Source organism: Brevundimonas sp., assembly GCF_044239655.1.
Classification (GTDB): domain Bacteria; phylum Pseudomonadota; class Alphaproteobacteria; order Caulobacterales; family Caulobacteraceae; genus Brevundimonas.
Genome location: NZ_JBIIAY010000243.1, coordinates 1 through 23521, shown reverse-complemented (window position 1 = coordinate 23521; position 23521 = coordinate 1). Strand labels below are relative to the sequence as shown.

The following is a 23521-nucleotide window of genomic DNA, read 5'->3' as shown; positions in this document are numbered from 1 at the left end:
AGCAACATTGCTGAAGGCACCAATCAATATTATACAGATGTTCGTGCTCGTAGTGCAGTAAGTGCTGGCACTGGTATTGCATATGATAGCTCAACCGGCGTTATTGCTGTAGACTCTACTATTGCAACAAAAACTTATACTGACGCTGCTGCCACAAGTGCCGCCAACAGTGCAGTTGCTGCCTTAGTTGATGCTGCACCAAGCACGTTGGATACTTTAAATGAGTTGGCTGCTGCCTTGGGTGACGATCCAAACTTTGCCACTACAATTACGTCAACTCTAGGTCAAAAATTCAATACAAATGATTTTGGCACCACATTTGATGGTCAATTGGCAGGTAAAACAACTACTAACATTGCTGAAGGCACAAACTTATATTACACCGCAGGTAGAGTTGCCACTGTGGTTGAAGCATATGGTTATGCGACTCAAGGTTATGTTGATTCAGCAATTAACACTATTGAATTGACACCTGGTCCTACAGGGCCTACTGGTGCTACTGGTCCTACTGGTGCAATTGGCTCAACTGGTGATACAGGTCCTGCTGGACCACAAGGTATCCAAGGTGTTGCAGGGCCTACTGGTGCTACTGGTCCTACTGGTGCAATTGGCTCAACTGGTGATACAGGTCCTACAGGTCCTGCTGGACCACAAGGTATCCAAGGTGTTGCAGGGCCTACTGGTCCTACAGGCCCTACTGGTGCTACTGGGCCTACAGGTCCACAAGGTATCCAGGGTGTTGCAGGTCCTACCGGACCACAAGGCGAACCTGGCACTACTATTACCAGCACAACTGATTTAGCAGAAGGCACCAACCTATACTTTACAACTGCTCGTGCTCGTGATGCATTCAGTGCAGGCACCAATATCACTATTGTAGATGGAGTTATTGCAGCTTCAGGCGGTGGCACCAGTTACACTGACGCCAATGCTCGCAGTGCAGTAACTAATGGAGCTGATCTTGCGGTTGATGGCAGCAATGCAGTTTATGTAAAAAGCATTCGCGATCAAACCACAGTGCTAGGTGAATTAGCGGCCACTCGCAACACTGCTTTTATTGATCCACTACCAAACTCAAGTGAAGTATCTGGAAACAATGGATTTGAAGCAATTAGTAGCCCGCCAGATGCTGCTGGACCAAAAGGATACACTTCAGGTTTTACAGCCACATACTATCACGGTGAAACCAGTGCTGGCAATCAAGGGGCTCCCAGTTTTACATTGCGAACAAGTGCAGGCACCAATGCCCTGGGTGGAGCAGCAGTTCCTGCAACCACAACATTAGGCAGTTTCAACTTTAACGGTCATAGTGGCACAGACTTTGCCAGTAGAGTAGGCACGCAAAACGGCGGTGGTGGCAATCTTGCATTGAATCCATTACAATTGCAAGGCTTTGCCAATCAGACATTTGCAGAAAGCACTATTACTATACCAACTACTGCCACTCTTCAAAGTAGTCTCTCAATTGCCGCAGTAGTAAGTAGTGGTTCAGGTGTGTTTACCAATACCAGTGCAGATGTTCGTCAATATGATGTAGTGCGTGTGACAGGCACACTAACTGGCACCATGACTTTTCCTGGATATGTTTCTAGCAACATTTATTATGTGCGAGCAGGTGCCAACCCAACAACTACATTTACTCTTGCTGCTGAACAGGATGGTGAACCTATTGCAACCACTGCTGGCACAACAACTGGGTTGACATTTTTTAGGCATCGTAGTATTATTACATTTGCAGCACAAACAACTGCTCCGTTTGGCTTTGCTTCAAAAGTCACGGTTGCAGGTATTACACCCACAGGCTATAATGGCACACATCGTGCTGTGTTTGGCACAACTACACAAGTGGGTTACGGCAACTATCACACAGGCACCACTCAAACTGTAGCAGGCACAGTAAGCATTTATAATGTCACTGCTGGTGGCAGTGGTTTCCGTATTCGTGGCTTTGCTGACAACACCAGTTATAATGCCACAAACCGCATTAACTTTTTAAATCATACAGCAGCCGCAGCCACATATCGCACTGACTCGTTTATAGTTCAGGGTGGCACTAACACATTCAACTACATGACATTGAATGCTGCTGCTGCAACTTTTAACACAGGCAGTTTGGTATTAAAAGACCTGGGCAACACAGTGACTTATGCCACACTTGACAGCGTCAAAGCACAGTTTAACAGACCAGTGCAGTTGCCTAATTACACCGCAGTGGCATTGAGAGCCGTTACGGGTGCTGTGGGTTATATGGCTGCTGTCAATGATAACCAAGGCAAGTTGGCCTATTACAATACAACCAGTGCTGCTTGGTTATATATTGCTGATGATGCAGCAGTTTAAAGGAGAACTTGATGAGAAAATTACCTGAACGCGGAAGCAGAACAGCTAAGAATCGTAAACGTCCACCTAAAAAGTAGTATAACGCTAAATAGCTAGTGAAAATAACTAATGCGTTTGATGCATGTATAGCTACAACACCTGCTGAGGTGAGAGCTATACATGCACTACAGCAACAAATAAAACAACAACGAATTCGAGAAGTTGAAACAATACTACTAAAGGAACTGGAGAAATGTCGCAGATTGATAGCACAGAAGCAAGATTAAACACACATGAGCAAATTTGTGCTGAACGCTACAAAGGAATTGAAACACGTATGGACAATATTGAAACACGTATGGATTCAATCAGTGCTGACGTTAAAGATCTTAAAGTCACTAACGATCGGCAGTTCAATGAAATTAAAAGTATGCTGGGCAATGCCAAAGATGAAAAGTTCAAAACCATGGTTGCTTCTACTGCCACAGTGATAGTAGCACTTTTAGGTATGCTGGGATATGTGGTCACACACTTGCCAAAATAAATGCCTAAATTAGAAGATTACGATGACACTATGCATCCGCTGTCTGCTCATGCTCAAGCAAGCCTTGCTACTCGTAATGAAAACATCAGTCGCAGTGATTCTACTACCAACGATGTTGCTGTTGCTGTTGCTGCCACAGCCCACGCAGGTGCTGTCACTGCTAGTCAGGGTGTTAGCAGTGAAATAGCTAACACCAATACTGACTGGGTCAACAACAAGTGGCGCCCAGTATCTGGTTGGGTATATCTTGTTATTTGCGTATTTGATTTTATACTGGCTCCTGTGTTATGGAGCATTATACAAGCCCAAGCACATGGGGTTGTTAGCACACAATGGCAACCACTGAGTCTGCAAGGTGGTGGCCTAATACACGTTAGCTTTGGTGCTCTATTGGGCATTACAAGTTGGGGCCGAACAAAAGAAAAAGTAGCCGATAAGGCCTAAACAGCCAGATAAAAGTTGCATAACTACAATTATGCAACAAGATACTTGGACCCACACTGTTACACGAGCTGAATATGGCACTAATGGTGCGCTAGGTAGCCCACGTGCATGGCTACGCCGTGCGTATGATACACCTACAATAGACGATACCACATTCCAACCTGGTAGTTTAACACCATTAGAAATTTCAGTTGCTGGAATTTGGTATAAACAGCCAGATGGTTATGGATTGCCTATCACAGGCATGCATCGTGAACTGTTTAGATACTTTAAAATTCCTGAGCCTGATCGTATATTACAACGTAGTTCACGAGCAGCTGACCGCACACCATTATTGCCTGCTATTGGCGTGTGTGCCGCAGTGCCCATGCATGAAATAACGGCATGGATAAAAGTTTATCGGGAACATGGCGCCACATTTGTTTGGTGGAATGCGCCAGTTAATAATGCTATGCGAGCAGTAGATCCACTTGCAGGTCGACGTCCGCGTCGTCAATTGGATCATGCACAAGTATATCAAATGTTAGATGCAGGCAAAGATAGAAAAGAAATTTCCAAGTTATTGGACTTTCCTACAGAAAACATTGATTATGTGATCAAGAAATGGCGTGCAGGCTTGCCGCTGTATGAGAAGTTTCAAAAGCCTAGAATTGATGCCAAGGCCCTGATGAAAGATTTTCGTGGCGGTGCTACACCAAAACAACTGGCTGACCAATACAACACTGCCTTGGCCTATGTGTATAAACTAATTAAAATTCAGAAAGACTTAGAATGTCTAGACCCAAACCAACTTTAATTGCCAGTCACCGAGAAGGTGACATTATGTATGAAGTATGCGAAGCAGATGCTGTGTATGCTGTGCTGTATCAAGGTCGGCCTATTATGATGAGAACACACAACCCTAATCTGCGTTACCAAGGCTACAAGTATGGTAGAGCAAGTTTTCCTGGACCAGGACATGCTATCAATCTAGCACAACGATTGAATGCAGCTCACAATACAGAAGACTTCACAGTAAGTGCTCTAACCTTAGGTAGAACCATTGAACTTGAATAAAACGCAATGTCATTGCAAACTGCTAGTAGCAATTTGGTAGTTTCAGATAATTTTTGTCAATCTGTTATAATAACAGAAATGGACACACAAACTTTGGGCTTCATTCATAAATAATCTTATGCAGCTGGTGCAATGCCAGTGCAAGCATAGAATCTGTCAAGTAGGCGCTGGAGAGCTACCCTACCGGGCCCTATGCGATAACTGCGGCTTGGATCCCCTGATCAAGGATTTACCTAAAGTAATGTTTTACTTTCAAAAGAGCACTTTTATTTTTGCAGTTTTTTCCGCCATAAAGTGCTTGCTTTTGTGTTACGAGATAAGTATAATAACAACATAAGCAGAGATCCTATGTTGCTTAGGAAACTCATAAAATGGAATTTGTAGAACAACAATACGCAGTAGTGAACCAAGTTGCTGGTGTCAGCAAAAATGGTGGTTCAATGATCACCGTGAACATGCGTGGTATAACAGATAATAAACATTATCACACTTATGTGGTCAAGACATACAAGAACAGTAAAAAATGGCAAGCAATTACAGAACGTCCGGCCCAGGGCCATATTGTGTATTTTAGTAACGGAAAACTGTCAGCAGCAAACCAAATTGATGCAGACTCAAAGCCAGAGATCCTTGTGAGTGCGCCTACTGTGGACATTCATGCAGTAGTTGATGAAGTGCATGGTCTTGCTCCCCGAAAGCGTAAACCTACACGAGCAGAGATCCTAAATGACTTTAAACAATTAGAAACAAAGATCATGGATCTGTTTGATTAATTGGCTAAATGTTATCTAACAGATATCATATATACTAATACAATACTCACACAAAACAATTATTAACTAACACACAAGGTTGGCCCACCGGATACAGGGGCTGTGGAAAAATCCAGGGTGATAGCTGGAGCACGAGACATGTTGAGAACGAACCCCATAGGGTGTAAATTGACATAGTATGAATTGTTAGCATACGAAAACACTGCGCTATAAAAACTTAAACACAAGGGACGAGGTTTAAGGTAGCATGAGAAATCATGTGATATCGTTATAGGTTGGGAAAGGACAGAACCCATTAGCATTACAGTGTCAAAACAAATACCTATACCAGAGACAGGTGCGGATGACGGGAAATCTTCAACTGAGACGGGACTTTAGTAGTCCCGTCTTGGCTAAGAATCTAGGAAATGATCTATTATGTTTCATACTAAACACTATAAGTTTTCGTGTTTACTACAACATATAAATTGATACCAAAAAAAGTTAGGGATATAACAACAACGAGTTGATAAACGAGTTGGTTATATCTCTTTAGGAGATACGCAGTAGATCCTAAAACAACAAAGCAATTTGATAAATGACATACTATGACTACAACAAATGGATAACGGTATCTACTACTGACGTATGTTATAGCACCCTAGCAGTAGCTACTCAGCACATCTACGCAATAATTACTATAGCAACAGCAATTTAAAGGAGTTATCAAATGGAACATACAATCATCACTAAACGCAAGCCGGGCCGTCCAAAGTTAGCCAACTCATTAAGCAATACAGAACGTCAACGTCGTTGGAGACTGCGTCAAAAAGAACGCAATGCTCAAATGTATAGTTTGTTGGTTCGGTTACTAAGTGAACGCAATATTAAAGCCTAAGTTCTACAGTAGTTGTAGCTGGGCTTATTGAGTCTGGTGTAAGTAACTTTGCAACCAAAAGATACCACAAGTTGATTTTGGTTGCTGTATGTGTGATTTACATAATATAATAGAAACTCTGTGGAGTTTCCGACCCTGAGCCTAAAAAACTCAGGGTTTCTTTTGACTATAAATACAGCACCTAACTACCTTAGGACTGTTTGTGTTACAGTAAAACGCACAGGAGCCAACTGCCAGTTACCGCCAAGTAACAAAGTGTTGGACTAAATACTTTGCAACGACAAACTGATAATAGGCGTTGTGACAATTATCTCCTGTTTAGAAACACCTCATGCTGTGAAGCACAGGTGTTTCGCCTTTTGTGCTAAATAACTGTATAGGAGATTGGCTGATATGAAAACACAACCTAACCGGGTGCTACACCCACCACACCCCACCACTTATGTGCAAATGGAGATCCTGGGTGAGCATGTAGATATTCAATGGTATCCAGAATCTATGATGAATGGGAACTACGGTAGTTGTCATACCGAAGATCGTGAAATACGAATCCGCAATAGTCTGGCTGCGCAACAGTGCTTAGATACACTCTTACACGAAGTTAATCATTACATTAGCGAGCGTTGTAACATTGATTTGACAGAGCATCAGGTGCATATATTGGGCATGGCCTGGGCCAATATATTTCAAGCAAACCCTGAACTGCTGGGCTTTATTGCTGAAAGGACCACAGAAGAAGATGAACGCAGAGTCAAACGATAAACCCTACAATAAACCTGGACCACAAACTGGACACACTGTTGAGATTGTCAAGCTGGGCATTGTGGTTGGTCGCAACAAGATTGCAGTGCCACCTGATGAAGTAGAGCATCAAGCCAGTTTAGGCTGCACTGATAGAGAAATAGCAAACTATTTTGGTGTCAAAGAAGACACGCTGCGGCGCCATTTTGCGGATTTTCTTGCAAAAGGCCGATACAACCTTAAAACTAGTTTACGTCAAGCACAACTCAGAGTAGCACTAGATGGCAATCCCACCATGCTGATTTGGCTGGGCAAAAATATATTACAACAAAACGATGCTGGTTCTGCCAGTGATGAAGTTCGTGCGCTACCCTGGACTGATGAAATGGATGATGTTGTAGAAGATGAAGAAGATTTGAATGAAACCACCAATGAAGATACAGAATAATGAAACTTACCAGCTAAACGCACAAGTAACCTGGCTTGAGCCAGATCTTGTGCAGCTAAAGTTTGTCACTGTGGATCAAGGACTACGCGGCGCCGAAACACGCAATCTCAGCTATTTTATGACGCCAGCTGAACTGATGCTGTTGGCTGATTACATCAATGACTGCTTGTGCAGATAAAGGAACTCTGATGAAAAACGTAATTTATACACCTGACGCAAACCCAGCTGTTTACTGTGAACTACACTCTGATGCTGCCGTAACTGCATTAGCCGAGTCTGGCATTGCCTACAGCGTTGAACAAGAAAATACAGCAGCTGAATGCATTTCATGTATGCGGTTGGATAGTCAAATAGCAATTTTTGTTGCAAACTCTATTATAAACAACGCTGCTGAGTAATGGCTCTTAGTGTAAAGCAACAATTAATCGCAGAAAGCAAAAGCCGCTTTAGAGTTGTGCTGGCTGGGCGTCGTGGTGGCAAAACATTCCTGGCCATGCGTGAAGTATGTCGCTTTGCAAGTAAACCCAACAGTATTGTGTGGATGCTGGCCAATAGCCGTCAACAGATTAAGAGCTTAGTGTGGACCAAGTTAAAAAAGAAACTGAGCAAACTCAATTGGATTCTGTCAACCAATGAAAGTGAACTCAGTATAATTCTTAAGAACAACAGCTTGATCTGTTTAAAAAGTGCAGAGCAAGGTGATAACTTGCGTGGTGAAAGCCTAGACTTTGTGTGTATAGATGAGTTTTGTGACATTGATTTAGACGAGATCTTTCATCAGATTATTCGTCCTGCACTCAGTGACAAGAAAGGACATGCACTGTTCACCGGCACACCTAAAGCAGGCAATCAAGCTGCACGTGACTTGTATGACAATCATTTAACTAAAAAGAATTGGGCCAGTTTTAGTTACAGCACAGCCGAAGGTGGCTTTGTTGATGAGGAAGAAATTGAACAAGCACGACAGGATCTTAGTCCCAAAGTGTTTAGTCAAGAATATCTAGCAAACTGGGAAAACTTTGCTGGAGTTATTTTTGGAGACTTTGGCTCACACAACATTCGTGAAGTGCGCAAGCCTGGTCCAAATGAACCCATATTGGTGGGCATGGACTTTAACGTTACGCCAATGAGTGTAGTGTTGGGTCGACAAATACCAAATGGCGTTGAGATTTATGATGAGATCTACCTTGAGAATTCAAACACCACAGAGATCATCTCTGAGATACGTAGTCGCTATCCTGCCAATCCTATTGTGGTATTTCCAGACCCAGCTGGTGTGCAACGTAAAAGTAGTGCTGGTGGCAACACTGACATCAAGTTACTAGAGATAGCAGGCTTTCAAACACGATATCACCGCCAGCATCCGTTAGTGCGTGATCGTATCAACAGTGGCAACAGTTTGTTCTTTCTGCGTGAGGATGGTAGCACTCGTTTCTACATTGATCCCAGCTGTAAGAAAACTATTGCTTGTTTAAAGAACTGGGCCTACAAGCCAGACACAATGACTCCAGATAAGAACTCTGGATTTGACCACGGATGCGATGCGCTGACATATATGTTGCAATTCTTATATCCAATCAACAAAACTGTAGCAGCAAGTGCGCCACAAAGATTTGGACACAGCCTTGCTAAATAAAACAATATAAAAGGACCCATATTATGGATCAAATAATTTCTACTGACTATGCCAGCGCAGCAGGCAGCAACACAATCTATAATAGACATCGTGCAAGATGGGCGTTTCTGTTAGATAGTTACATGGGCGGCATGCAGTATCAGAATGGCAGCTACCTAACTCGCTATCAATTGGAGACAGAAGCTGAATACGCTGCACGTCTACAAATTACACCGCTAGACAATCAAGTGCGCAGTATCATTGCCACTTACATCAGCTTTTTGTTTAGAGTGAACCCTACACGTGACTTGGGCAGCTTAGAATCTGAAATCACTGTGGGAGACTTCTTAAAAGACTGCGATTGGGAAGGACGTGACTTAGATGCGTTCATGAAGCAGGCAGCAATTTACGCCAACATTTTTGGACATACCTGGATTGTAATGAGCAAGCCAGATGTAGGTGCTATTACAAGAGCAGATGAAATTGCAGCAGGCGTGCGTCCATATTTAAACATGATGACTCCACTAGTGGTTACTGATTGGAAATGGACACGCAAACTTAATGGCAGTTATGAACTCAGCTATCTAAAATATGTAGAAGATTCAAACGGTAGTGTCAGTGTTATCAAAGAATGGACACCTACAACTGTTGTTACAACTACTGTGAATCACGAAGGTGAAACCATTACTGACCGTCTTGAAGAACTTAACGGATTGGGCCGTGTGCCAGCTGTTTGCTTGTATGCACACACATCAAGCGTTCGTGGATTAGGTCTTAGCACAGTGAATGACATTGCTGACACACAGCGTCTGATTTACAATTTAACCAGTGAAGCAGAACAAGGCATTCGTTTAGGCTCACACCCTAGCTTGGTGGCCACAGCTGATACCAACGTGGGTTCTGGTGCTGGTGCGCTAATTCACATGCCACAAAACTTAGATCCTGCTCTCAAGCCATACGTGCTAGAGTTTACAGGACAAGAAGTAAGTTCAGTTTACACAGCTATCACTAACCTGGTCAGCAGTATTGACAAAATGGCCAACACAGGCAGCATCCGTGCAACAGAATCACAAGTGATGAGTGGCGTCAGCCGGGAAGTAGAGTTTCAATTGCTAAATGCACGTCTAAGCGAACAAGCTGACAACATTGAATTGGCTGAAGAACAACTATGGAAACTGTTTGCTGAGTATCAAGGTCAAATCTGGACAGGCGAAATCAAATATCCAGACAGTTTTGCAGTGCGTGACACAGACAACGAATTAGACCAAAAGTTACGTGCATACGGCACAGTTGCTACGCCTGCATTTAGAACAGCCATTGAGCATGAAATTGCTGAACTGTTGGATCTAGACTTAGAAGAAACTGTAGTAGCTGAGTTGGAAGCGCATCCAGTGACCACTGTGTCTGATCGTAGTGCTCATATTCAAACTATGATCATGGAAGGTTACACAGATGCAGAAATCTTAGTAATACATGCTGAAATCTCACAAGCTGACATTACAGCAGCCAAACAAGATCTGTTGAATTTAAGCAATAACGGAACCAACGCAGCAGATCAGGACTAAATAGATTACTGATATCATAGAGATATCACCTTAACCCACTCCCCAAGGAGGCGAGCTTACAATGAGCGATACAAACATTGGCAATGCTGAGACTACTGAGGTCTCAACTGAAACTACAACTCAGGTAGACAAATCTTATTCACAACGCGAAGTTGATGACATGATGGCACGTATGAAGTCCAGCCTAAGCAAGAAATTGCTGAAGCCATATGAAGACTTAGGCGATCCAGAAGTTATCCGTAATGTGCTGACCACTCACCAACAACGTGAGCAAGAGACTGCACTCAAGCGTGGCGAATTTGATCGAGTGATGAGTGAATTTGGCTCCAAGAAGGATGCTGAAATTCAGAAACGAGACGCGATTATTCGTGAGTTCAAAGTGGAACAACCACTGTTGAGTTTGGCTTCGCAGTATCGTAGCGTGAATCCTGAGCAGGTCAAGCAGTTGCTTAAACCAGCTGTAAGATTGAATGCTGAAGGTGAAGTAGAAGTGATTGACACCAAAACCGGTAGCGTCAGGTATGACGACTCAGGATCTCCACTAAGCGTGGACAAATATGTCAAAGAGTTCTTGGATGCCAATCCGCACTTTACTTCAGCAACACCCGCTACCACAAATACGCAAAGCAATGTAAACAACAGCGGCACTGGTGCCATTGATTTGAAGTCATTGGATTTGACTCGTCCCGAGCATCGCAAAATTTATGCCGAAGCAAGACGCAACGGCCGCATCTAATTTAAAGGTAAAATAAAATGGCTTTCAATACAGCATATGACTTAGCTGGCTTCATGGTTAACACCAAAGCAGCAGCAGTTTACGCCGCACAAGAATCTTCATTGTTCTTGGGTGGTTTAATGATTCCACAAATTCAGGTTCCTGCAGGTTCCATCGCAGCACAGTTGCCACTAATGGGCGCTGTAACAGCACAAAAGTTGACAAGCGCCTCTCACGACGCTGATGACTTCAACGCTTTAGGTATCACTAGCACAAACAAAGTAATCACCAGCAACATCTACGCTGCTCGTGACGTTGTTCGTGACCTGGGTGGTATTGACCCTAACGAATTGGGCCGTGTGTTGGGTAATGCAGTTAGTGCAGCATTCGACAAAGACTGTGTTGCCGCTATGAGTGGCTTGACATCTAGTGCTGACACAGGCACATTGACAGTTAACGCAATTTTTGACGCAGTTGCTCAGATCCGCGGTGCTGGTGAAACAGGTCAGTTGTATGGCATCCTTGGTGCTGCTGCTGCTGCTGAACTGATGAAAGTTGTTGGCTCACAAGCCTACGCTGGTTCTAACGCACAAAACGAAGCCCTGTTGAACGGTTTCATTGGTCAAATTGGTGGTGTTCGTTTCTACCAAAGCGCATTTGCAACAGCCGCTGTTTCTGGCGTGACTGGTTTCAAAGGTGCAATCTTTGGTGTTGATGCATTCCGTATCGCTATGTTCAAGAACGTTGATCTTGAAGTTGCTCGCCGTGCAGCCGCTGTTGGTAACGACATTGTTGCCAGCTTGCACGCTGGTGTTGGCATTGTTGACGCTGCTCGCGGTGTCAAGCTAGTTGACGCAGCTTAATAGTTAAGGAGCAATCACGATGACTTTCATTATTTCTGGTGCAACTTTTAGAAGTTTTGCCACCTATCAAGATGTAGTTGATCGTGATCAGCGCCTATTTGAAGCTAACGAGGGGCTTGATGATGCTACCGTTGAGGATATGTTGATTCGCACTAGTCAACGTATCCTGTCTAAGATCCGTGCTACAGATTGGTGGAGAGATTACCAATTCAAGCGCAATCCAGGCTTAAACAACGATGTGCGTCGAGTTCCAGAAGTTAATGCTTTGTTAATTAAGAGTCGCCAAAATGATTTCACAGATTTATGTGTATATCAAGCAATGGAGGAATACATTCTTCCTAAAGTTGCAGATTTTGGCAATGAGGCTAGTGCAGAACGTCAGAAGATTCTGTTTTATACAGAAAAGAATTCTGCACTATTCCGTGAGTTAATTGAAGCAGGTGACTGGTATGATTTTGATGGTGACAATGTAATTGAAACCACAGAAAAACAACCTGTCAAGCTGAACCTGGTGCGTATTCGATGAGAACAGAACTATTGGCCTATCTCTCAGCAAACTTGTCTGGCACAATCAAATGTGCTAGCGAGTTGCCCTGGGCGCAAGGCGATATTGTGCTATATCGTCAGAATATGAAACGTGTTTATCTTGATGAACCACAGACTTCGCAAGAAGCATTTGTTGAAACGTTAGGAGCTCTGGACCTTGCTAGAACAACTACCACAGTAAATGGATATCTTGCTGTAGATGCTAAGAATAAACCCGCTGATTTAGAATCAGCATTGGTAATTATTAAGAATGCAAAAGATATGAGTAGCATGTCAAATGTTTTTAGAAAAGAATTTGACTACTCTACTGAGATTGACAAAGATGTCATGATTTATACTTTCGAGTATAGATTCTCAACAATCAATTAAGGAAACGAACATGGCGTATATTAACGCAACAACACAACAAAATTGGGTTAAACTTGTTCTTATTAAGTATGATGCAACTGCTCACGCAACATTGACAGGTAGTGATTTCTACTCTGCCGTTGATGCTGGCACAGGTGCTCTAACATTAGTAAGCGGTGCAATCGAATTAACCGGGTTACAAGACGTAACCATCAACAACGCTAACGGTTCATTCCGTTGGAAAACATTGAGCCAACAAGGTGAGAGCGTTATCACCACTGTTTCTACAAACAGCCTAAGCGGCAACTTTGTATTGGATCCAGCATTGTTCTTCGGAACAACTCCAGGCACCAACACAACTATTGCAACTGGTGGTATTTTTGGTTACAGTAACAACCGCATTCAGGTGGCATTTATGGTTGCTCCATCGGGTGCAACTATAAGTCAAACTCCTGACAACTACTTGATCATGGGCAATGGTTTCGTATCTAGCTTGGCACCAAAAGTGTCTGCTGATAGCCCAGTTTGGGTATCGCCTGTTACAATTGAAGTCAACGGTGACTATACATTGGCAGCTATCGCTTAATCAATCACAAGTTGAACAAGCAAAAGAGGATCTCAGGGTCCTCTTTTTTTTATGACTAAATAAAGTATCACCTTAGGAGGTAGATATGATTTTTGATAAGTTAGAGCTGCACGATATTTTAAAGAGCATGGAAGCTGAAGCTGCCAAAACAATCTCTGAACTAAAATGCGCTCGTAAAGATTTAGAACAAACAGACGCAAGACTGCGTTTCGTTCTAAGTGCTATTCATTACCTAAAAGATAAGATTGGAAAATAAGATATGGACATCGCAAAAGTAGCAAAAAAACCCGAATTACTAAAAATGGTTCTCGATGATGAAAAGATCGTCAAAGAGTATGGGGAACCTATTGAGTTTTATATGTATGATAGTGTTGATATCCATACATACTTTGACTTTTATCGTGCTCAGCAAGATCAGAGCGGCACACAACTAAATGCGTTAATGAGAAAGATTATTGTCAGTGTGGATGGCAAGCCAGTTATTGGTGATGAAGAAATGCTACCCATTGATATTGTATTTGAGGCCTTGATTAAGATCAATGAAAACTTGGGAAAGTCAAAGACCAAGCCATCGACAGCTCAGACTGGCAATCAGTAAAATTGATTACCATTGGGGCATTGGCTAAACACTATGGACTGCTGCCAAGTGAAGTGTCGAGTCGTGCCACAACATTTGATTTAATGGTCTATGATGTGTCTATGACTTGGGAACGACATCAGCAGGATAAGGCAGACGGTAAAAATACTATGCCACAACTAAGCGAAGAAGAATTGCTTAAACTTGTAAGGAAATCATAATATGGCGGGCGAAATCGTAAAAAGATTAAATCGGATACAGCAAGTATTAGATCCAAAGACTTTGGCACAAGAAGCCTATAAAGTCTTTAAGGACAATACTGCCATTGATACTGGCAACGCCCGCCGTAATACACGACTACAAGGCGATGAGATACACGCCGCGTATCCATATGCTAAACGATTAGATCAAGGCTGGAGTGATCAATTCCCAGAGGGTATGACCAAACCAACTAAAAAGCATATTAGTGATTATATTAAAAAAGAGTTAGGAAAATAAGATATGGCTAAGACAATTGAAGAAGTTATAATCAAGACCCGGGTAGAAGGTGCCAATGATGTTAATGGTCTTAAGAAAAGTATCAATGACTTAAAATCAGATATTGCTGGTGCTGGCCAGGTTGGTGGAGCATTTGGTAATACATTAAATGGTATCATTGGCAAGTTAGGTCCCTTAGGTTTTGCCGCAGCCGCAGCCGGCACTGCCATTGCGGGATTAGCAATGACAACCTTAAATTCAGTAGATGCTTTAAGTGATTTATCAGATGCTACTGGTATCAATGCCAGTTCGTTATTGAATTTTAAACAAAGTTTAGTCCAGGCTGGTGGTAATCTTGACACATTTGAAAAGTTTGCCTCTAAGTTGAGTGTGTCCATTGGTGAGGCTGCTGATGGCAATGAAGCGTATAAAAAATCCTTTAGAGAATTAGGTGTTAATACGGTTGATGTTAACGGCCAGTTAAGAAATAGTCAAGTTATACTTGAGGAAACTATTGCAGCTTTGGCCAAAATTGAGGATCCAGCAACAAGGGCCAGGATCGCTGTGTCACTTATGGGTAAAGAGGCGTCGAAAATTGATTGGTCAAAAGTATCTGCTGGTAAAGATGCTTTTACTGATGACCAGATCGCCCAATTGAACAAATATAATGATCAACTTAAAAAACTAAGAGAAACAATTGATAGAGAATTGATTAAGGCGTTTGGAAACTTGGCTGACGCAATCAATAACGGTGGATGGGTTGAAACGTTAGCAGCCGGCGTGGAAGAAATGGGTAAGTTAATCAGTCTGATTCCAGGATTGGGTAAAGTGTCTGACTTAGTTGATAAGGCTCGTATGGAACGCTTGGGCAATCGAGCCGGTGGTGGCAGAGGTGGCCAGGGCGGTCCAACTGCTCAGGAACTTGCAGACTTTAATAAGATACAAACTGGCGAAGGTGGCACTGCTGGTAAGTTGGGTGAAGCGGCCGAGTTAGCCAGCATTAAGCGTATCCAGGATGCCAAAGCAGCCTATAGTTTAAGTATGGCTCTTATGACTCGTGATGAGCAAGTTAAGATTGCGGCTCAGACAACTGCTGAAATTGCTAAGATTACCTCTGAAGTAAATGCCAATGAACAATTAAAAGGTCCCGAAGGTGCTAAACAACGTGAGGCTGAAATTGCCGCAAGATCAAATGCTGCCCTGGCAAAAGGTGCTGTGGAACTTTATAATATTGAACAGCGTGTTACTGATCAGATCAGAGCATCAAATCTCAGTTATAATCAATTGGTTGAAAATTTCAGCAGAGGCAACATTGAATCTGCCAATCAATTGACCATTCAGACTCGCAGCATTGGTCTTGGTCAAGACGCTGCTGAACTGTATCAACAGCAAGAAGCTATTCTAACAAGAAGTCGTTTGCAAGTGATTGCCTTACAGCAAGAAGCAGAAAAAATTAAATTAACATTAGGCATTGATCCAACAGCAGAAGAAAGATTGTTAAAGAATGCTCAGGCTATTAGATATGTTAAAGAACAAACTGATGTAGCTATCGCTACCAACAAGAGCTATGTGTCTGGCCTGCAAGAGCTACGCAGCAGCGAAGCAGCTTATCAGTTTGCATTGGGTTTAACAAATCAAGCACAGCTGAATGCAATCACTGCCAAAGGTGCAATGATTGGATTGACAGCAACTGAGAATGAAAAAATTATAAATGCAATCAAATTGCAAAAAGATTTGGCCATTGCTCAGAAGCTGCAAGAAGAACAAAGCAAATTGGGCAGAAAAGACGGTGAGTTAGTGCCTATCAAACCTGAACGCATTGCTGAAATTAAAAAGCAAATTGGTGAATTTTATGACGAACAGGGCAAGCAAACACAAGAACAAATTAATAAGAGTCGAGAGTTTGGAATTGGATGGGAACAGGCTTATAAACAGTATGCTGAAAATGCTACCAATGCAGCTGAACAGGCACGTTCCATGTTCTCAACAGTTACTCGTGGCATTGAAGATGTTATTGTAAATTTTGTTAAGACTGGTAAGTTAAGTTTCAAAGACTTTGCCAACAGCGTGATTGAACAATTCGTTCGCATTCAAGCACAGCAATTGGCATTAGGCATATTTGGTGGTAGCGGTGCACAAAGCGTCATTGGATCTATGTTAGGATTCCCAGGTCGAGCCAAAGGTGGTCCAGTTGACAGCAATACGCCATACATGGTAGGTGAAGTAGGTCCTGAATTGTTTGTGCCTCGCACAGCAGGAACAATTGTGCCAAATAACCAGTTAGGTGGTGGTGGTTCCAATGTTACATACAACATCAATGCAGTAGATGCATCCAGCTTTAGACAGTTGGTTGCTAGTGATCCGGAGTTTTTGTATGCGGTTACCGAGAAGGGCCGCAGCTCAATTCCAAATAGAAGATAAGGATATTAGATATGGCTTCATTTCAATGGGTATTTGACAACGCTGAATCAATCAGCGTAAACAAGCGACCAATAGTTAGTCAAACTATTGCACGTGATCAACGTGTGCGCAGTATCAGTCGCGGAGGTGCCGTTTGGCGTTTTACTGTAAAGATGCCAACTGGTATGCGTTGGAGCGACAATCGTGGTTACATTGAAGATATTGACACTGTGAATTTGCTAAAGGCTGAAACTGTTAGTTTTCCAAGCACAGGTTATGATTGGTATACTGGTTACAGAGGTGCAGCTACTTCTACAGCAACTATGACTTTTAAATATAATGCAGCACAAGCAGCCAGTGACACAACCAAGTTTGAATTGGGAAATATGCCAGGCGCAGTAGGTTCAGCACTGTTTAAAGCAGGTGATCTGATTCAACCAGGCAGCAGCAAGTATGTTTACATGGTCAGAGAATTGGTAACCAAAGGCAGCAGTCCAACTCAATTGGTAGGCGTGCATAGAAGTATCTTAGAAACACCTAGCGATACTGCTGTCACAATGAAAGTTGGCAATGCAGTCAGCTGGAGTGTGATCTGTGTGGAATGCCCAACCTGGACCATTGTTGAAAGAGACATTGTGGCCTGGAACGGTGACTTTTTGTTTTACGAGGTGCTGTAATGGCTGGATCATTAAATTTAAGTTCGTTTGGCAGCGTCAAGCAAAGTTTGTTCATTAAAATGGTGATCCCAGACTACGGCACATTGCGTATGAGTAATCATGATGTGCCTTATAGTCTTGTAGAAAGTGACGGCACTTATGTGTATAGTCCAATGGGTGCGCTGCTGGCAGTTAGTGAATTCAACAATGAATTGCGACCAAGTCAAAATGATATCACTATCAGTCTTGCAGCAATTGATCAAGCGTTTATTTCAGGCATGATGGGCTATGCAATCAAAGGCAGTGAAGTTGTAATTACTCGTGTGTTTTTCAATGCCAACACAGGAGTTGCATTGAACATTGCTGGTAATCCCAGTGCAAGGTTTGTTGGTATCATTGCCAACTACAGTTTCAATGATGAATACAATCAGTTCAGCCAAACTGCTTCGACCACAATCAGCGTAAGTTGCAGCAGCATTGTGAGTGTGTTAGCGCAAAAGATTGCTGGTCAATTCACCAACAACGCAGAGAGAAAATACAATTTTAAAGGCAGCTTTGTGACTGCCACTATTCCAGGTGGCACAGGTTTTCAGTTTCGTGTGCTGACAACCAACACTAATGGCGCTATTGCTACCATTGGTGATATTATTGCTGGTTCTGGTTATACTAACGGAACTTACACCAGCAGAACTTTAATAAATATCACTGGCAGTGGCGTTAACGGTGTCATTACTGTAATAGTGGCAGGCGGAGTAGTTACAAGCGTAACTGTTACCACACCTGGCACAGGTTATAGAGCTGATGACGCTGGATTCAGTCGTGTAGCTGCAATTGCAACAAGCAATTTTGATTTTGGTAAACCATTGGCAACAGCATGATAAGAGCAGCAACACTTGAAGACGTAGAACAAACATTTGAATTATTAAAATCATTTGCAACTGCAAGTCTTGTAAATTATTCTGATTGGGCCGAAGCGGATGCTATTGGTGCAGTGGTAATTCTCAAACATCTAATAGTGAATCATTATCTCATGGTGGCTGAACATGATGGTAAAATTGTTGGCATGATTGGTGCCATGGTTGAACAAGATCCTTGGATCAGTTCTAAGAAACGTATGCGTGAGCTGTTTTGGTGGGTAGAGCCAGCATTTAGACGTAGTCGTATAAGTGCTGAACTGTTTGTAAAATGGCAAACAGACTGTGAGCGATTTATCCGAGATAAATTAGTGGATACTGTAAGTTTATCCACCCAACCTGGTAGCAGCGACATTGATTTGTCCAAGCGTGGTTGGAGATGTGTGGAAAGTCATTGGATTAAGGAATAAGATATGGCAAGTTTTTTGACAGCGGCTGCTGCCGCAATTGGAAGTTCAAGCATTGGAAGTGCCCTGGTTCGTATCCTGGTTGCTTATGGTGTTAGTAGATTAATCAACAAATCAACAGGACAAGACAATGGTGCTGGCGCAGTAGATCAGGGTGTGCGTTTGCAAGCTGCACCCGACACTACAAATCCTATTCCCTTGTTGTATGGTAGTGCATATTTTGGTGGTAAGATTACAGATGCACAGTTAACAGATGCAAACAAAACCATGTGGTATTGCTTGACCTTAAGTGAAGTGCCTACTGCTGTAACAACTAGACTCAGTGATGGTGCTACAATTACTACCTCTGTAGATGAAATTTATTGGAACAGCCAACGAGTGTATTTCAAATCTGACGGCGTCACAATTGATTACCTGGTAAATCAGGACGGTATTGTAGACACCAGCCCAAGAGATCTTGTTAAAATTTATTTGTATAGAAGTGGCAGTGCTACTCCTATGCTGCCAAGTGATTTAGGTGCATACATCAGTCCATTACCAGCTGTGCCCGGTGATGCTCGTTCGCTGTTTCCAGCCTGGGACAACACTTTTAGAATGGTAGGATTGACTTTTGCGCTGGTCAAAGTTAGTTACAACAGAGACAAAGGTATCACTGGCTTGCCTGAGCTACAGTTTAAAGTCAGCAACAACTTGTTCAAGCCTGGTGATGCAATTTATTCTTTCTTGACAAATCCAATTAGCGGTGCAGGATTATCAGCAGCTGAAATTGACACAGCAAGTCTAATTGCATTGAATGACTATGCGGATGACGAAGTAAATTACATTGACGAAACAGATGGCTTGACATATCAACTGGGTGACCGTTATCAAATTAACGGTGTTGTCAATCCAGGTCGTAATGTGTTAGACAATTTGACCAGTTTAGCCAACAACTGTGGTGCGTTTGTCAACTACGATATTGCACGTGGTTTATGGGGTGTCAAAATCAATAGAGACGCTGCAACTGCCCTGACTTTTGATGACAGCAACATTATCTCTGGTATTGATCTTACAGGCACTGCATTAGACAACATGTATAACAGTGTTATTGTGGAGTTCCCACATAGACAGTTACGAGATCAAATTGATACAATTCGCATTGACTTGCCTGATGAATTCCGCAACACTAATGAACCTGACAATGTGTTGAACATTCGTCTTGATCTGCTGAATGAGCCACTGCAAGCACGTTCGCTTGCATACTTGGAACTGTATCAGAACCGCATGGACCGTGTGATCACGTTTACCACTGACTACAGTAAGATCAATGCAGAAGCAGGTGATGTTATCACCATCACCAACAGCATCTATGGCTTTGTAAATCAACCATTCAAAATTGTGCGTGTGCGTGAGATTGAATCAGAAGCAGGTGGTATTGCTGTTGAAATCACAGCACAAGAATATGATGCCACAATGTATACTGCTGGTGGACAACCTCGCCGCCCACGTGTGCCAAGTGTGCCTATTGACATTCCTGACATTGCAGTAATTGGCACACCAGCAGCGCCTACTGTTGTGCAATTGAACAATGTAGCTGTGCCTGCCCTGGACATTACAGGGTTAACGCCTGCTGGTATTGTTGACCGCTTTGAATTTTGGTATAGCACGGATGCAGGTGTAACTTACAAAGTGTTAGGCAGTCGTAGCAACAGTAATGGTAGTCCATACAATCAGAATACCAGCTTGACATTTAGAGCTGCCAGCTTGCCTGCTGGTTCATACTTGTTCAAAGTGCGTGGTGGTAATGAAAATGCATTTGGTGACTTTAGTCCAGCCAGCACCACAGTTGTTTGGGCACCTGTGCAAGTTACTGACCAAGTTACTGACACTACCACAATTGGTGGGTCAATGAGTGATCTAATTGGTCCTCTTGCAATGGGTGCTGTGGCCTACTTTGCTTATCAAGCACTGTATCCAGAAATTATGAAAGCACTTGGTGACAGTGCCCTGGGTGAAATTTTTGGTATCCCAACCAGTGCTGTGCAAGAGATGAAAAATGCTGCTGGCAACTTCAAATTGATTCAAGTTGGCGATAGCATTCAAACACCATACAACAACGACACAATCACATTTGTTGCTGGTGATGGTATTGAAATTACAGCCGTTGCCGATGATGGCATTATTACGATTAGTGGTAAAAAAGCGACAAACACTACATTAGGTGTTGTTAGACCCGATGGCACTACTATTACGGTTGATGCTAATGGTGTAATTAGTGCCGAATGCTCGTGTGCAAGCACTGGGGGCGGTGGTGCTGTAGATCCTACGACTGGCGAAACCCTGGCTTGTGCTGCCAAGCCATTACCAAAACCCATTGTGTCCCAAATGGCTAAATTCAACGTAAGTTTAAGTGGCTATACTGCAACTGACGCAACTTGGAATGTAACCAACGCCAGATTAGGCGTAAGCGGAACATCTTTTCCATATAAAATTAATGGTGTTGAATCAATTCTAACTCACGAATATGCTATATTAGCAACTTCTGCTCTTAAAGATGTTGTATTTAAAGGGTCGTTTGCCAATGGAATTGTAGCTAATCATACTTTATATGACGACACTGCTGGACTTATTAGTGAAATAAAGTATAGATCAGCAAGTATAACCTCTACAAATACAACAAACACTAGACGCATCAGACCATATTATGCAATGTGCAATTACGATTCCACCAAAACATTAGAACAACAAACTTGGACAAATTGGTTTAATGCTGCGGGTTTGAATGTTACACATAGTGGTATTGATACCAATTATTGGGGCGCCACAACCTGGTCTGCTGGCATATCAATGCTTCCACCTTTATACGATCTTGAAACTATTACACCTGGTTCTCCGGTAACATACAATGATAGCCCAATTCGTTTAAATTCATGCAACCTAGTTATTTTTGGTTTTGCATTTAGTGAAAACGGAGATAATGCCAACCTACCTTTTGAGATACCATTTAATGGTAGGACCATCTTTGCTAAAGGACTTAATACTTTAAATTATGTATATCCTGGAACTAGCGGAACACCAACTATTGCTACCTGGACTGACGCTGGTATGAGTAATTGGGTCATGATGCGAGTAATGCAACGCAAAGTGATCTTATAACCTGGTAAATAAACATAGAACCTTGCACTGCCCAGAGGCAGTGCATTGTATCCCTTAGGAGAAAAACATGGCTGGTATTTTAACATTTCAACAATTTATAGGCGGACCCGATCAGGTCAAGTGCGAAGCAATCTTCCCATCAACGCAAAAAACACTTCAATACAATTTTGGACAAGACATCACAGGATGGACGTTCGAAGTTGATCATCAAACCCTGGTAGTAGACACATTGGGTTACGATCGCTACACCAGCGAACCAAACTTTGCCAACAGTCGTGTGATTGGCTCGTTCCCCAAAGCTGAAGTTCCGGGCACCAATATTACTGTAACAAATGCAGTTACTGGTTTAGTCAATATCACAATTCCTGCGGGCATGTATACTGGTCCAATTTTACCAGACGCTCGCAAAAACGTGCCCATCACAGTGGTGGGTGTCACATGGAAAACTGCTGGCAGCTTGAACAACATCAATACTCATCGTTGGGTAATGATTCAGAACTGGGAACCAGATGTCACAGCTGGCGATCCTGTTTTAAGCACAAATCCAGTTTACACAGCAATCGGAGCTTAATATGCCAACTGATATCACTGTAACTGAACTTAAACAAACAGTCGCAGTAACAGAGGCCACTACTTCTATTACTGTCTCTGGCGATGTTGCAACTGTGTCAGTTGCAACCACAACACAACCTGTAAGCGTGGTTGATGCAACCAACAACTTTGTAATCAACACTGTTGCAAACAAAATAGACGTTGGACTTGCCAATGTGGACAATACCAGCGATTTAAACAAGCCAATTTCCACTGCAACCAAACTGTATGTAGATACACAAGTTGATAATTTAACAACTGCTCAAGTTGAAGAAGCAGGCAATTTATATTACACACAGGCTCGTGCAGATGCCAGAGTAGCTGCCGGTATTGCTGCCATTGATTATCCAGTTGATAGTGTCAACGGCAAAACAAACGCAGTTGTATTGAGCACCAGCGATATTGCCGAAGGCACCAATCAATATTTTACTACTGCTCGTGCTCGTAGTGCAGTAAGTGGCACTGGTAATATTGCTTACAACAGCACAACTGGCGTTATCAGTTACACAGGCGGTGACAATCCAGCAACAACTGATGACTTAGCAGAAGGCACTACAAACAAGTATTATACAGATGCAAGAGTCAATGCTGCATTTGATATACGCCTTGCTACAAAAACTACAAGCAATTTAAATGAAGGATCTAATCTCTATTATACTACTGGTCGTGTTAACAGCGACTTTGATACTAGATTGGCCACAAAGAGCACCAGCGACCTGGCTGAAGGAACTAATTTATATTATACTACTGCTCGTGGCAACACTGACTTTGATGGCAGATTAGCTACCAAAAGCACAAGCAACATTGCTGAAGGCACCAATCAATATTATACAGATGTTCGTGCTCGTAGTGCAGTAAGTGCTGGCACTGGTATTGCATATGATAGCTCAACCGGCGTTATTGCTGTAGACTCTACTATTGCAA

24 protein-coding genes and 1 pseudogene are annotated in these 23521 nt (G+C 42.6%); all 25 read left to right on the top strand.

All coding sequences use genetic code 11. The features are described from left to right. Window positions 1-2340: pseudogene (locus ACILQR_RS17385) on the top strand (hypothetical protein); the annotation flags it as partial. A 232-nt stretch (window positions 2341-2572) separates the two neighbouring features. Then, window positions 2573-2863 carry a hypothetical protein gene (locus tag ACILQR_RS17380; RefSeq protein WP_395652620.1) on the top strand — a complete coding sequence of 97 codons (291 nt, stop codon included), beginning with the start codon at window positions 2573-2575 and terminating at the stop codon, window positions 2861-2863. Next, the gene (locus ACILQR_RS17375) at window positions 2864-3307 is read left to right on the top strand and encodes a 3TM-type holin (RefSeq protein WP_395652619.1); all 444 of its coding nucleotides are present in this window, start codon (window positions 2864-2866) and stop codon (window positions 3305-3307) included. Between the two features lie 31 nt (window positions 3308-3338). Beyond that, window positions 3339-4103 (top strand): hypothetical protein, encoded by a 765-nt coding sequence (locus ACILQR_RS17370; protein ID WP_395652618.1) that lies wholly within the window; start codon window positions 3339-3341, stop codon window positions 4101-4103. Window positions 4104-4734: 631 nt separating this feature from the next. After that, entirely contained in the window at window positions 4735-5136 is a 402-nt protein-coding gene (locus ACILQR_RS17365) for a hypothetical protein (RefSeq protein ID WP_395652617.1), read from the top strand. A gap of 1261 nt (window positions 5137-6397) precedes the next feature. After that, a complete protein-coding gene (locus tag ACILQR_RS17360; RefSeq protein WP_395652616.1) occupies window positions 6398-6775 on the top strand; it encodes a hypothetical protein in 378 nt (125 codons plus the stop codon). Further along, on the top strand, window positions 6753-7202 hold the full coding sequence (locus tag ACILQR_RS17355) for a hypothetical protein (RefSeq protein ID WP_395652615.1): 450 nt from the start codon (window positions 6753-6755) through the stop codon (window positions 7200-7202). The genes ACILQR_RS17360 and ACILQR_RS17355 overlap by 23 nt, the downstream gene beginning before the upstream one ends. A gap of 188 nt (window positions 7203-7390) precedes the next feature. Next, window positions 7391-7600 (top strand): hypothetical protein, encoded by a 210-nt coding sequence (locus ACILQR_RS17350; RefSeq protein ID WP_395652614.1) that lies wholly within the window; start codon window positions 7391-7393, stop codon window positions 7598-7600. After that, window positions 7600-8838 carry a terminase large subunit domain-containing protein gene (locus ACILQR_RS17345; RefSeq protein WP_395652613.1) on the top strand — a complete coding sequence of 413 codons (1239 nt, stop codon included), beginning with the start codon at window positions 7600-7602 and terminating at the stop codon, window positions 8836-8838. The genes ACILQR_RS17350 and ACILQR_RS17345 overlap by 1 nt, the downstream gene beginning before the upstream one ends. A gap of 23 nt (window positions 8839-8861) precedes the next feature. Next, window positions 8862-10382 (top strand): hypothetical protein, encoded by a 1521-nt coding sequence (locus ACILQR_RS17340; RefSeq protein ID WP_395652612.1) that lies wholly within the window; start codon window positions 8862-8864, stop codon window positions 10380-10382. A gap of 61 nt (window positions 10383-10443) precedes the next feature. After that, entirely contained in the window at window positions 10444-11118 is a 675-nt protein-coding gene (locus ACILQR_RS17335) for a hypothetical protein (protein ID WP_395652611.1), read from the top strand. Window positions 11119-11135: 17 nt separating this feature from the next. After that, window positions 11136-11960: a hypothetical protein gene (locus ACILQR_RS17330; protein WP_395652610.1), complete on the top strand. Its 825-nt coding sequence runs from the start codon at window positions 11136-11138 to the stop codon at window positions 11958-11960. A 19-nt stretch (window positions 11961-11979) separates the two neighbouring features. Then, complete coding sequence (locus tag ACILQR_RS17325) at window positions 11980-12486, top strand: hypothetical protein (RefSeq protein WP_395652609.1); 507 nt, start codon at window positions 11980-11982, stop codon at window positions 12484-12486. An 11-nt stretch (window positions 12487-12497) separates the two neighbouring features. Next, on the top strand, window positions 12498-12875 hold the full coding sequence (locus ACILQR_RS17320; RefSeq protein WP_395652608.1) for a hypothetical protein: 378 nt from the start codon (window positions 12498-12500) through the stop codon (window positions 12873-12875). A gap of 10 nt (window positions 12876-12885) precedes the next feature. Beyond that, entirely contained in the window at window positions 12886-13440 is a 555-nt protein-coding gene (locus ACILQR_RS17315) for a hypothetical protein (RefSeq protein ID WP_395652607.1), read from the top strand. Between the two features lie 85 nt (window positions 13441-13525). After that, window positions 13526-13696, top strand: coding sequence for a hypothetical protein (locus ACILQR_RS17310; protein ID WP_395652606.1), 171 nt, complete (start codon window positions 13526-13528; stop codon window positions 13694-13696). 3 nt (window positions 13697-13699) lie between these two features. Then, the gene (locus ACILQR_RS17305) at window positions 13700-14038 is read left to right on the top strand and encodes a hypothetical protein (RefSeq protein WP_395652605.1); all 339 of its coding nucleotides are present in this window, start codon (window positions 13700-13702) and stop codon (window positions 14036-14038) included. Window positions 14039-14239: 201 nt separating this feature from the next. Further along, entirely contained in the window at window positions 14240-14515 is a 276-nt protein-coding gene (locus tag ACILQR_RS17300) for a hypothetical protein (protein WP_395652604.1), read from the top strand. A 3-nt stretch (window positions 14516-14518) separates the two neighbouring features. Continuing rightward, entirely contained in the window at window positions 14519-16915 is a 2397-nt protein-coding gene (locus ACILQR_RS17295) for a phage tail tape measure C-terminal domain-containing protein (protein ID WP_395652603.1), read from the top strand. 11 nt (window positions 16916-16926) lie between these two features. Beyond that, window positions 16927-17571, top strand: coding sequence for a hypothetical protein (locus tag ACILQR_RS17290; protein ID WP_395652602.1), 645 nt, complete (start codon window positions 16927-16929; stop codon window positions 17569-17571). Beyond that, window positions 17571-18428, top strand: a complete 858-nt coding sequence (locus tag ACILQR_RS17285; protein ID WP_395652601.1) for a hypothetical protein — start codon at window positions 17571-17573, stop codon at window positions 18426-18428. The genes ACILQR_RS17290 and ACILQR_RS17285 overlap by 1 nt, the downstream gene beginning before the upstream one ends. Beyond that, a complete protein-coding gene (locus ACILQR_RS17280) occupies window positions 18425-18874 on the top strand; it encodes a GNAT family N-acetyltransferase (RefSeq protein WP_395652600.1) in 450 nt (149 codons plus the stop codon). The genes ACILQR_RS17285 and ACILQR_RS17280 overlap by 4 nt, the downstream gene beginning before the upstream one ends. 3 nt (window positions 18875-18877) lie before the next feature. Further along, window positions 18878-22006: a phage tail protein gene (locus ACILQR_RS17275; protein ID WP_395652599.1), complete on the top strand. Its 3129-nt coding sequence runs from the start codon at window positions 18878-18880 to the stop codon at window positions 22004-22006. Between the two features lie 67 nt (window positions 22007-22073). Then, window positions 22074-22577, top strand: coding sequence for a hypothetical protein (locus ACILQR_RS17270; protein WP_395652598.1), 504 nt, complete (start codon window positions 22074-22076; stop codon window positions 22575-22577). Window position 22578: 1 nt separating this feature from the next. After that, a partial coding sequence (locus ACILQR_RS17265; RefSeq protein ID WP_395652597.1) for a hypothetical protein occupies window positions 22579-23521 on the top strand: 943 nt, incomplete at its 3' end.